Origin of the sequence: Cylindrospermopsis curvispora GIHE-G1 (genome assembly GCF_014489415.1) — a bacterium.
In the GTDB taxonomy this organism is placed as follows: Bacteria; Cyanobacteriota; Cyanobacteriia; order Cyanobacteriales; family Nostocaceae; genus Raphidiopsis; species Raphidiopsis curvispora_A.
On sequence record NZ_CP060822.1, the window covers coordinates 938,073 to 950,145 of the forward strand.

Here is a 12,073-nt window from a genome sequence, read left to right on the forward strand (position 1 = left end):
CCCCAATATTTTTTCACCATAATGATTATGGAAACTACCGTTCAAAATGCTATTAGAAATAATAATCACCATAACATTGAATTTCAAGATGCTTATGATGTAATTGTAGTAGGTGCAGGTCATGCTGGTTGTGAAGCAGCTTTAGCTGCTGCTCGTCTTGGTTGTCCTACCCTATTGTTAACCCTGAATCTGGATAAAATCGCTTGGCAACCATGTAATCCAGCGGTGGGAGGCCCAGCCAAATCCCAACTCACCCATGAAGTAGATGCTCTAGGTGGGGAAATTGCTAAAATGGCAGACCGTACCTACCTGCAAAAACGAGTCCTGAACTCCTCCCGAGGACCAGCAGTTTGGGCCCTACGAGCTCAAACTGATAAACGCGAATATGCAACTGTGATGAAGGGAATTGTGGAAAACCAAGAGAACCTGACCATTCGGGAAGGTATGGTAACCGACTTGGTTTTGGGCAAAAACGATGAAATAATTGGGGTTGAAACCTATTTTGGTGTGGCTTTTGCATGTAAAGCTGTGATTTTAACTACAGGAACCTTTTTAGGAGGGAGAATTTGGGTAGGAAATAAATCCATGGAAGCTGGTCGAGCAGGAGAATTTGCAGCAGTGGGTTTAACGACCACCCTCCATCGCTTGGGTTTTGAAACTGGAAGATTGAAAACTGGAACTCCCGCTCGGGTGGATAAGCGATCTGTAGATTACAGCAAAATGGAAATCCAACCGGGAGATGGGGAAGTCCGTTGGTTTAGCTTTGACCCGCAAGTATGGGTAGAAAAAGAGCAAATTCCCTGTTACATGACCCGCACTACTCCAGAAACCCATCGTCTCATTCAAGAAAATCTGGGTCTATCTCCCGTATATGGGGGTTGGGTGGATGCTAAAGGTCCTCGTTATTGTCCCAGCATCGAGGATAAGATAGTCCGGTTCGCAGACAAGGAAAGTCATCAGATATTTATTGAACCGGAAGGAAGAGATATACCGGAACTCTATATTCAGGGTTTTTCCACGGGATTACCAGAAACTTTGCAAATTCTCATGTTGAGAAGTCTTCCCGGTTTGGAAAAATGTGTGATGTTACGTCCAGCTTACGCTGTGGAGTATGACTACTTACCCGCAACTCAATGCTACCCATCTTTAATGACTAAGAAAATAGAGGGGCTTTTTTGTGCCGGACAAATTAATGGCACGACGGGTTATGAAGAGGCAGCTGCTCAAGGATTGGTGGCGGGAATTAATGCGGTTCAGTTTGCCCAAGGTCGAGAAATGGTGATTTTTCCCCGGGAACAAAGTTATATTGGCACTTTAATTGATGATTTGTGCACGAAGGATTTACGAGAACCCTATCGCATGCTCACCAGTCGCTCAGAATATCGGTTGTTACTAAGATCTGATAATGCGGATCAACGTATGACCCCCCTAGGAAGAGCAATAGGTCTAATTGATGACAGAAGATGGAATTTGTTTACTAGAAAACAAGAACACATTATTGGGGAAAAGGAAAGACTCCATTCCACTAGAATTAAGGAGCATGAGGATATTGGTAGGTTGATTACTCAACATACTCAACAGGTTATTAAGGGTTCAATCACCCTGGCAGATCTGTTGCGTCGTCCGGAAATCCACTATGTTGATTTGGAAAGATACGGACTTGGTAATCCCCATCTCCATGCAGCGGAAAAGGAGGGTGCGGAAATAGATATTAAGTATTCTGGGTATTTAGCCAGACAGCAAAACCAAATCGACCAAATCGCTCGTCAAGCAAATCGCCATCTACCCCCCAATTTGGATTATGATTCTATTACCACTCTTTCTAAAGAAGCTAGGGAAAAACTCACCACGGTTAAACCTCTCACGGTTGGACAAGCATCGCGCATTGGAGGAGTTAATCCTGCTGACATTAATGCCCTACTTATCTATCTGGAAACTAGACAAAATTTGACTACATCCCCTTGGTAATGATGGAGTTAATGTTCTATTATATAGCCAGCCCACATAAAACTAGCGGTTAATACGGTAGCTAGACCAACCAAAATGCCCCTTAATAGTTTGACCTGGGAGCGGAGTTGTGTTACTTCATGGTTAACTTCATAAATTTGGTCTTGAGTCATGGGAGGTAGGGAATTAGCATCTGTAATTACTTCCACTCTAGGACTTGCTAAGGGTGTAGGTTGGGGGGGTTTAAACTCTATTTGGCTATGTAACCAGTCAGCAATGAGTTGGGGGCAATTTTTTTTGAACCATTGCCAAGCAATCATGCGAAATGCGGGTTTAGATGTTTTCGAGATCCATTTTAACAGCTTATTTATAGTACCGTAGCGAAACTTTTGGTTAATCAGATTATTAGCACCAATGTCATAAAGACAATTCAAGATTAGTTTAATAGTGGACTCTTCCCTTTGTAACATACTAGATAATAGTATTAACACATCCTGCATTAGTTTTTCTTCTAATTGAGCTTCGGTGGATAATTTCCCGAATTGGTTGGGTGCGGGCAATTGTTGAGACATAAATTTGACACACTCTCAGTAGAAGCCGTGTAAGTTAAAGTCGGTATTTACAAGGTGGGAACACACTTGAAAATACGGAGAATTAACGTCCTTGCCAAAAGATAGCACCTTGAGGGGTATTAATTAACCAGCATTCAACCGATTGTTGAAAAAACTTAATATCCGGATGAAAATTGCCAGAACTGGAAAGCACTATATGAACTGGTTCAAGAGATAGATTTTTAATTTTTCTGGCGTTGCAGCAGTGTTGAATCTGATATGGCAAGTGTTGTACCGTAGGTATGAAGGGTTAAAGTTGGCTATTTTGCCATCTGTACTCATGACCAAAACCGCTGTGGTATGAGGAGGATGTGGCGTCATAGTTCACCCAATCCTAGGTTACCTAGATATATTTTGCCTAATAGTGTACACATTTTTGGAAGTGAGTCCTGCGATGGTTAAACTCCGTCAATCTTCCTTTAGACGAATTTTAGTAACCAGAATATTACTGGTCTTTGTTCCGGTTTTATTAATTGGGGAAATAGCCGCACTGAACAAAGCACGTTCAAGCTTGCTAAATAATGTTCGGCAAAATTTAATTGATAGTGCGATTAATAAAGGAGAGAAAATTACAGATGCGATCGCCACCCTAGAAACAAATTTACTGACAGCTACTCAGACTCAAGCGATAAAATCCGGGTCAGTTATAGAAGCGGAAAAATTAATCAAACAAATAGAGAGATTATTGCCCAATCAAATTGATTGTATTCAACTCAATCATCTTGATAATAGGGATGACAGGAATCCGGTGATTGCTAGTAGCTGTGGCGATCAACCTTTGATAGAAAATAATATGTCATGGATTAATAGTCAATTTCTTGGTGGAATTAATCATCAGGTTCACATTACACCAGTTTTACCATTGAAATCGGGAATTACTGGTAAACGTCCTGCAGGAAACCAATTGGAATTAGTTTTGTCAGCACCAGTGTATAATCAGCGGGGAAATTTGGCTTATGTTTTAATTATCAAAACCACGCTACACCGACAAATGGAAAATCAACGAGGTTCTCTCATTGGTGCTTTGGTAGTGATTAGTGAAGACGGGACTATTCTGGCCCATCCATCTTTAGAAACCATAGGAACTAATATTAATAAATATACAGATTTGCAGCAGCTGAAAGGAGTTATTAAAGATGCTCTTGAGGGTAATAATAACTCCATAAATTTTTATTTTAGCGACGGAGAGGACTCGGTAGCTGGGTATACAGCTATTCCCAATCCCATTACTAAACAAAGACAGGAAAAATGGGTGATATTAGCTGTTGCTAGTGTTAGAGATGCTCTTTTAGGATTAGATCAGATTAAACTGATACTTATTGCCTTAACAGTTGGTTTAGTAGGTGCTAGTTTATTGGTTTCTTTGTATTTGGCACCCTTGTTAGCAAATCCTGTAGAGGAGTTAAGGGACTATGCTCTAAATATTCACAGTCATCATGCAGTACAACCAATTCCGCGCAATTTTAGAATTAAGGAGTTTAATCAATTAGCTCAAGCATTGGATCAAATGGTGGAGCGACTGAAAGCATGGACAGAAGAGTTAGAAATGGCTTGGAAAGAGGCTAAATCAGCTAACACCGTCAAAAGTCAGTTTTTAGCCAACACATCCCATGAATTGAGAAATCCCTTGAATATTATTATTAACTGTGTGCGTTTAGTGAGAGATGGTTTATGTGATGATAAGGAGGAGGAATTAGAGTTTTTAAAAAAAGCTGATGATACAGCAATTCATCTTTTAGGGATTATTAATGATCTGCTAGATATTTCTAAAATTGAAGCTGGTAAACTTTCGGTGGTGATGATTCCATTGGAATTACGCCAATTATTACTAGAAGTAATTAATTTACAATCAGTCAACGTGCAAAAGAAGGGACTGCAATTAAAATGTGAAATATTAGAGCAAGTTATCCCTATTAAAGGTGATAGAATCAAACTCAAACAGGTGCTGATCAATGTTATTGGTAATGCCACTAAATTCACTGAGGAAGGAAGTATTACAATTGGCACTAAAATTATCAAACAAAATAGTAAGTTATATGTGGTTATTTCCGTGGTGGATACTGGTATAGGTATAGATCCACAGCAGCAGCAAAAATTATTTCGTCCCTTTGTGATGGTGGATGGTAGTACCACGCGCAAATTTGAGGGAACGGGTTTAGGATTAGCTATTTCCCGCAATTTGATTGAATTAATGGGGGGGAAAATTACTTTGGAAAGTTTGGGTTTAAATCGGGGAACAACGGTTAAGATTCTTTTACCACTTATAGATATTTCTCTTTTACCTGCTCATTAGTAGTTAGGTCGACCCAGGTTGGTTGACGCGCTATATATCTTCAGATTCCATTCGTTTGTGTTCAACCATCCCCGGATTCGCTACCTATAACTAAATACCCGCACCATCCAAAAATTCCTGTATGGCTTTATCTCGAATATGACAGAGTTTCTGTTCCCTAGGTGATTCTTGATCTGCTATTAGTTTACCCACTAAAACCGAGGTCTTCAGGTAACTAGGGAGAGATGGAATTGGGTCTTTGAGATTTTTGATTTCTTCCTCTAGCATTTCAATACGATTAACTAAAGCTCGAATTGCTTCCGCTTCAGAATCGGGTAGATTATTATGTTCTAAGGGAGCAATACGCACCCCTGAACGATAGATAATTCTCCCTGGTATACCAACAACAGTACAATTGGATGGTACATCCCTGAGTACTACCGAACCTGCACCAATACGAACATTACTACCTATTTGGAGATTACCTAACACCTTAGCACCCGCACCAACAACCACGTTTTCTCCCAGGGTGGGGTGACGTTTACCGCTTTGCTTACCCGTACCACCTAGGGTTACACCTTGATATATAAGAGCATAATCACCCACAATGGCAGTTTCTCCAATCACAACTCCCATACCATGGTCAATAAATACTCCCTTACCAATTACCGCACCTGGATGTATTTCCACACCCGTGAAAAATCTAGCTATCTGGGAAATGAGACGGGGAATTAAGGGAATACCCATGGTATGTAGGGTATGTGCTATTCTATGGAAGATGAGAGCTTGTAAACCTGGATAGCAAAATAAAACTTCCAACCAGTTGCGAGCAGCTGGATCCCGTTCAAAGATGATACGAAAATCGTCACGCAGTGTAGACAGCATCAAAATATTATCCAAAACAATAAGCTACTTCCTTATTTTAAATCATAGATTGAACCATATTTTCAACCGTAGTTAAAAAATATTGCAAATTGCAAATATGGCTCAAAGTCTTTAATCTTTAACCTGGAAAAACACTCCACCTTTCCACATCCCTGGATTGTGACCATAATTGCTAATTGTGAGCGATCGCAAGTTTTTAAAAAGTGGTTGAGCGAACAATTCCCCCAATGGAACTAGGGGTTGTTGACTTTCTAGAAATCTTTGACTTTTTTGCCAATCAATATACACATAACCCTGGTTGGTTTGTGATCTATGACCAGCAGCTGTGTTAAATTGGTGGTTTTGGGTCAGGGGATTTTCCTCATGGGTGAGGATTTTTTGCATTGTTAAAATATCGGAAGCAAAAATTTCATATTTATTAACAGTTGTATGAAGACCTATGATTTGTGTATCTAGAATTTTATTAAGGAATTTTAGTTTTGTCCACGCAAAAATTGTTTGGCCATTGAATTGGAAAGAACTAATATTACATCCCTGTTTCACAGCAACAGTATTTAGGCGAGCAATCCCCTGGATTAGACTAGGGGAATTTTCCACAATAAAAGTCCAATGAGTATTATCCTCCAAACTGGGAAAAATCCCCAGAGCATATTCCCCGTCTATCCAACTGAAAATATCATCGGCCAAGCTGATTCCTAATTGTTCTTGAACTTCCCATAAATGTGGTAATAACCTACGAGTACCTATAGTTGGGGATCCGTAAATAGTAGTTGTTGCCTGTTGCCAAAGCTTATTTATACCACTCTCCTCCTGGAGATTGATGCCACTAATTACTAAACCAACAGATTCCGGAAGATAACTCACAGCATTATCTAACCTTGCCATAGATGCTTGTTCCCGTTTAGGAACCGGGGATGAGTTAAAAAATCCAGTTTCTACCAACAAACCATCAGGATTTAATACTAAAGAAATAAGCTGACTATCATACTTGGCAGAAATTGATGTTCCTGGGAAATGTAAATTTTGCCATTTTGCCAAATACGGTAAATTAAAATATCCCAGAGCTAGGGCATTTTTAGGCATTTCTTGAATAGCTTTTTGATATTTGGGGGAACTGAGTAAATTCAAATTGGGAGCTTGAACATTATTAATTGACTCTTTTAAAACCTTGATATCATTGGCAAACAAAACATATTTACCTACAACCGCACCAGCTAAAGAACTGTTGATTTCAAACCCCGAAAATTGACTGGATGTTAACTTGTTTTCACCGGGCAGATCATAAACTAACTTTGTGCCATTATATTTGGAAACTTCTAGTGTTTTTCCTGATAAAGCTCGTTGAGAAAATAATAATTTAATAAACTCACGGCTTCGAGTTGGATCCTCCGTTGCCAATATCATTAAATATCCCGGTTGCATGCCATTATCTGGGTTACGGTCAAGATCCCCAGTGGTAACAACCAGGCTAATTTCCTTACCTAACCAGGATTGAATATCATTAGTTATATTTTTTGCCAATAATTTGGCGATCGCCTGAGTAAATTCCCGGTCTAAAGATTGTAACTCCTGGGGATTAACTAGTAGAGATATCATTGCAGGTGATGTTCGAGAAACAAACATACTAGCCCCAGGTTGAGAAATGGGGGTAATAGTCTTACTTGCATGGGGGAGCCAGTATAAGCCAGTAGCAGCAATTAACAGCAAAGTAATAATACCAGCCAAGATCCAACCAAAAGATAAGCGTTGATAATTCGCGTTCAAATTATTCACTTTTAACCTACTTTCCCGCTTTTTTGTCGCCACCATATAGTATAATTTGAGTTGGGAGTTTAACAATTATGTTATGATGGCTAATCAATCTTTTAAAGAAATTCGAGTTCAAGAACTACAACAACGTTTAATCCAGGATGGTTCAAATTTACAGTTACTAGACGTGCGAGAACCACAAGAGGTTGCAATAGCACAAATTTCCGGTTTTGTCAACCTCCCCCTGAGTGAATGTGATCAATGGCAAGGAGAAATTTCCACCCGTTTTGATACTTCTAAGGAAACCCTGGTGTTATGCCACCATGGTTCAAGATCTGCTCAAATGTGCCAATGGCTCCTATCTCAGGGATTTACGGACGTTAGTAATATTGTGGGTGGGATAGATGCCTATTCTCTCTTGGTGGATAACTCCATACCTCGATATTAAACACTGTGTTTACAGATAGGAAGTGCTTAATCATCTTGCTACCCATTAAAAGGTAGCTTTTTGTATCAGCAAGCACAAACTTTTGTAGAAAATTTATGGGAAGATGGTAGAATACTTGGATATGAATGCTCCAATATAAGTAATACAAATATTATAGACTTGTTAAATTTTAGGTTTGTTAAAGTAATAACTAATCACAATTAATCTCCCTTTATGTTTCCCTTGTCCGTGTCGTGAGACGAACTTTTCCACCCCTTAAAATACGCCTTCACCAAAATAAACTTTATGCAAGTCCAGCTGACAAATCGACAACAACATATACTATGGGCAACGGTAAGACATTACATTGCCACAGCGGAGCCAGTTGGTTCAAAAGCTCTAATTGAAGAATTTGATCTTGGTATTAGTTCTGCCACTATTCGCAGCGTGATGGGCGTTTTAGAGAAATCGGGTTTATTGTACCAACCCCATACTTCTGCGGGTAGGATTCCCTCGGATTCAGGTTATCGTATATATGTGAATCAGCTGATGAAACCGTCAGCAGCTTTAGTCAAAGAAGTGGAATCCACCTTACAGCAGCGACTCCCTTGGGATGATTGGAGTTTGGAAGCCTTATTACAGGGTGCGGCGCAAATTTTAGCGACTTTAAGTGGCTGTATTACCCTAATTACCATGCCACAAGCTAACACTACCCAAATCCGACACTTACAACTTTTACAAGTGGAAACGGGAAAAGTCATGCTGATTGTGGTCACCGATGGATACGAAACCCATTCCAAAGTGGTAGACTTATTCCCAGAATCGGGTGTAAATCAACTGGAAGCAGAAACGATTGACAGAGAACTACAAATACTTTCTAACTTTTTAAATACCAGCTTGCGTAACTATACCTTATCAGATCTAGCCAATATGAATTGGAGTGAACTAGATCGAGAATTTCAAAGTTATGGAGAACTGTTGAAAAAATCCTTGACAGAATTACTCAAGCGTGCATCCAATCCACCAACTAGCCAAATTATGGTGCGGGGTGTGGGAGAGGTGTTAAGACAACCGGAATTTTCCCAGGTGCAGCAAGTACAAACAATAATGCATCTCCTAGAAGAAGAACAAGAACAACTATGGAAATTAATATGTGACGAACCGGAGATAGAAGAAACTGGTCAACCCAAGGTAACAGTGCGCATTGGCACAGAAAATCCCTTAGAACCTATGAGAACCTGCTCCTTAATTTTTTCTAGTTATCGTAGGGGTACAGTACCTGTTGGAAGGGTAGGAGTTTTGGGACCAACTAGGTTAGACTATGAAAATGCCATTGCAGTGGTAGCAGCAGCAGCAGCATATCTTTCGGAAGCATTTAACTACTATTGATTTGCTATTGATGTTATGGTTTTAATTGGTGTGTAGAGGCGTGAGAAAATGTTCAGAAGAATCATGTTATTGGCAATATGGCTAGGGTTTGTCAGCTACGCCTTTTTCCTTGCTCCCCCTGATAACTTTCCCTTAACTGTAGAGCTAATCAAAAACCTGTGTATAGGAAATTGGCAAGGTATTAATCCTGTGATTATCGCCCTATTTTATTTAATGGGAATTTGGCCTTTGGTGTATAGTGCAGTCTTGTTTTTTGATGGAAGGGGACAAAAAATAGTGGCTTGGCCATTTGCGTTTGCATCCTTTGGCGTTGGTGCTTTTGCCATTTTGCCCTATTTAGCTTTAAGAGCAGAAAACCCAGAATTTACGGGGGATAAAAACTGGTTTTTAAAAAATTTCGACTCTCGATGGACAGGAATTTTATTAACTTTAGCAGCACTGGTTTTGGTAGGATATGGGTGGAGAGGGGATGGGTTTGATTTTGTTCATCAATGGCAAACCAATAGATTTATTCATGTAATGACCCTGGATTTTTTGCTACTGAGTCTATTATTTCCCATACTATTGGGAGATGACATGACGCGACGGGGTTGGCACAATCATCGATTATGGTGGTTATTTGCCTTGATTCCCCTTTTTGGTCCTTTGGTTTATTTGTGTGTTAGACCACCCATAAAAGAATCAACCTCCCAATAATACCGGAGGTCAACAGTTGATAAAATAGATAAAATATATGCAGATCAGCGAAAAAACAGATATTAAGAAATCACAACCTAGTCAAGATGAAAGCTTCTCAGCTAAAGAGTTTTTCAATAGACAGTGGGAAGTTTATCAAAAGGTATTAAACAATAATTACATGGGACATCAGGAAATATATGATGTGCTACACAAATTATTAGCTGAATGGTCAAAACCCTTTACTATGCTAGATTTAGGGTGTGGGGATGCCAGTTTCACTAGTGGAGCTTTATTAAACACCCAAATTACTGAATATACAGGTGTAGACGTATCCACAGCTGCGTTGGTGGATGCTGAACAAAACATTGCCCTAATTGGATGCGAGAGAAAACTTGTGTCAGCAGACTGTTGGCAATTCACCAATGATTTAGTCCAAGATGGAACCCACAAATTTGATGTTGTTCTCATATCCTTCGCTCTTCACCATTTGCAACCGGAGGAAAAAGAACGGATAATTAATAATATCAGAACCCTGTTAAATCCCCATGGAGTTTTCATCCTTATTGACATCATCCGTCGAGAAAAGGAAGATCGGGAAAGTTATATACAACGTTATTTAGGGAATGTGAAAAGGGACTGGTCTTTAATTGACCCCCAAGAGTATACAATGGTAGAAAATCATATTTCATCCAGTGATTTTCCTGAAACTCAGTCTTGGTTTCAAACCATCTCTCAAAAACTGGGTTTTAGCAACTTCACACCGGTTTATTGTGACAATTTAGATACTACAGAGCTATTGTGTTTTTATCGCTAGAGACTAGGAACTATGCCATACAGTCAGTTCACATTTAGTAAAGTCAAAGAACAGTTTGACCTTACAGTTACTGAAGGCGTCCGGTTTTTTCCCCCAGATATTGACCCAATTGTACCTAGTCAAAAATTGCTAGCAATTTTAGAAGATATCCCATGGGCGATCGCAGTTGATACGGAAAAAGCTCGTTCTGAGGTAATTATTAACCCGGTGTTGTTAGAGCTGAGGCGTATATTTGATCGCCAGATCAGCATTTTTTCTGGGGAGGAATTTAGCGTTGATCCTGGAATAGGACTAACTGGATTTTGTGATTTTCTCATTAGTAAATCAGCGGAGCAGTTAGCTATCGAAGCACCTGCTATGGTAATTATAGAAGCAAAGAAGGCGGATTTAAAGGTTGGAATTGGGCAATGTATAGCGGAAATGGTAGCTGCACAGAGATTTAATCAAGCATGTAACCGACAAGTTTCCACAGTATATGGTTGTATTAGCAGCGGTACACAATGGCGATTTTTACAACTGGAAGGTTCCGTTGTTACTATTGATTTAACAGACTATCCTTTACCTCCAGTGGAGGTGATTTTAGGTTTTTTGGTTTGGATGATCAAAAACTGTTAATAATAAACAGCATACCTGTGTTTTTAAAAATAACTTTGATTCAAAAGCTGTTCTAAACTGTAAGGACAATCTTGGGGGAAACTAACCTCAAATCTAGTTTTCTGTAACCAAATGCTGTAAATCCAAGTCATAAAACCTTGAGCAAGACAATTGTTTTTTCCAACCATAAATTCTCATCTATATCATAGAGCAACTGTAAATTTTCGGAACTGCTATACATGGTTATTTAGACCTCACATTCTCGTTTAGTAATAAAATGACGGTAGCGAAACATTGCTTCCAATTGCACTTGAACCACCCACCCACCTATTAATTCTAGTCTTTCAGCACCGGGGAGAGAATATTTAATATTATCAGTTAATCTGGTTTGACCATTTTCTTCCATAAACTCATGACGATGTACCCATGAATCAAAAGGTCCTGACACCTGTTCATCAGTAAACAGTCGATATTTCTCACATTCAGTATGACGCGCTAACCAGGTCAGGGGTAGTACCCCCACAAACAATCTAAATTCTGTGATAGCACCTTTATTGAGTCCCCCCTCCCGACGCAACACTTGCACAGGTTGCCAAGGAGGAGTAAGGAGCTTCAAAACATCCTGTCTCTCATGGAATTCCCAAACCACTTGAACTGGTGCATTAATAATCGAAGAATGAGAAAAGTGTAACATGAATAAAACCTAA

At 39.5% G+C, this 12,073-nt stretch carries 12 protein-coding genes; 7 read left to right on the forward strand and 5 right to left on the reverse strand.

The window, feature by feature from the left end:
- Positions 1 to 27 precede the first annotated feature (27 nt).
- On the forward strand, positions 28 to 1,968 hold the full coding sequence (mnmG, locus tag IAR63_RS04475) for a tRNA uridine-5-carboxymethylaminomethyl(34) synthesis enzyme MnmG (protein ID WP_235678352.1): 1,941 nt from the start codon (positions 28 to 30) through the stop codon (positions 1,966 to 1,968).
- Positions 1,969 to 1,976: 8 nt separating this feature from the next.
- On the opposite strand, the gene IAR63_RS04480 is transcribed toward mnmG, so the two are convergent.
- Together IAR63_RS04480 and IAR63_RS04485 are read right to left on the reverse strand one after the other, a co-directional pair.
- Positions 1,977 to 2,519 carry a hypothetical protein gene (locus IAR63_RS04480; protein ID WP_187706744.1) on the reverse strand — a complete coding sequence of 181 codons (543 nt, stop codon included), beginning with the start codon at positions 2,517 to 2,519 and terminating at the stop codon, positions 1,977 to 1,979.
- A gap of 192 nt (positions 2,520 to 2,711) precedes the next feature.
- Positions 2,712 to 2,879 (reverse strand): hypothetical protein, encoded by a 168-nt coding sequence (locus tag IAR63_RS04485; protein ID WP_187706745.1) that lies wholly within the window; start codon positions 2,877 to 2,879, stop codon positions 2,712 to 2,714.
- A 73-nt stretch (positions 2,880 to 2,952) separates the two neighbouring features.
- Between IAR63_RS04485 and IAR63_RS04490 the strand changes: the two genes are divergently transcribed.
- A complete protein-coding gene (locus IAR63_RS04490; protein WP_187706746.1) occupies positions 2,953 to 4,851 on the forward strand; it encodes a sensor histidine kinase in 1,899 nt (632 codons plus the stop codon).
- 90 nt (positions 4,852 to 4,941) lie between these two features.
- On the opposite strand, the gene cysE is transcribed toward IAR63_RS04490, so the two are convergent.
- Positions 4,942 to 5,715: a serine O-acetyltransferase gene (gene cysE, locus IAR63_RS04495; protein WP_187706747.1), complete on the reverse strand. Its 774-nt coding sequence runs from the start codon at positions 5,713 to 5,715 to the stop codon at positions 4,942 to 4,944.
- Positions 5,716 to 5,826: 111 nt separating this feature from the next.
- Positions 5,827 to 7,488 (reverse strand): DUF3352 domain-containing protein, encoded by a 1,662-nt coding sequence (locus IAR63_RS04500; protein ID WP_187706748.1) that lies wholly within the window; start codon positions 7,486 to 7,488, stop codon positions 5,827 to 5,829.
- Between the two features lie 76 nt (positions 7,489 to 7,564).
- On the opposite strand from IAR63_RS04500, the gene IAR63_RS04505 reads away from it, so the two are divergent.
- From IAR63_RS04505 to IAR63_RS04525, 5 genes are all read left to right on the forward strand, one after another.
- The gene (locus IAR63_RS04505; protein ID WP_187707357.1) at positions 7,565 to 7,912 is read left to right on the forward strand and encodes a rhodanese-like domain-containing protein; all 348 of its coding nucleotides are present in this window, start codon (positions 7,565 to 7,567) and stop codon (positions 7,910 to 7,912) included.
- A 285-nt stretch (positions 7,913 to 8,197) separates the two neighbouring features.
- Positions 8,198 to 9,280, forward strand: coding sequence for a heat-inducible transcriptional repressor HrcA (gene hrcA, locus IAR63_RS04510; RefSeq protein ID WP_187706749.1), 1,083 nt, complete (start codon positions 8,198 to 8,200; stop codon positions 9,278 to 9,280).
- A gap of 48 nt (positions 9,281 to 9,328) precedes the next feature.
- Entirely contained in the window at positions 9,329 to 9,976 is a 648-nt protein-coding gene (locus IAR63_RS04515) for a hypothetical protein (RefSeq protein WP_057177730.1), read from the forward strand.
- A gap of 37 nt (positions 9,977 to 10,013) precedes the next feature.
- Positions 10,014 to 10,772 carry a class I SAM-dependent methyltransferase gene (locus tag IAR63_RS04520; RefSeq protein WP_006275688.1) on the forward strand — a complete coding sequence of 253 codons (759 nt, stop codon included), beginning with the start codon at positions 10,014 to 10,016 and terminating at the stop codon, positions 10,770 to 10,772.
- Between the two features lie 12 nt (positions 10,773 to 10,784).
- Positions 10,785 to 11,387 (forward strand): hypothetical protein, encoded by a 603-nt coding sequence (locus IAR63_RS04525; protein ID WP_057177728.1) that lies wholly within the window; start codon positions 10,785 to 10,787, stop codon positions 11,385 to 11,387.
- Positions 11,388 to 11,613: 226 nt separating this feature from the next.
- Here IAR63_RS04525 and IAR63_RS04530 read toward each other — a convergent pair whose 3' ends face one another.
- Complete coding sequence (locus IAR63_RS04530) at positions 11,614 to 12,060, reverse strand: SRPBCC family protein (protein WP_006275691.1); 447 nt, start codon at positions 12,058 to 12,060, stop codon at positions 11,614 to 11,616.
- Positions 12,061 to 12,073: the final 13 nt, after the last annotated feature.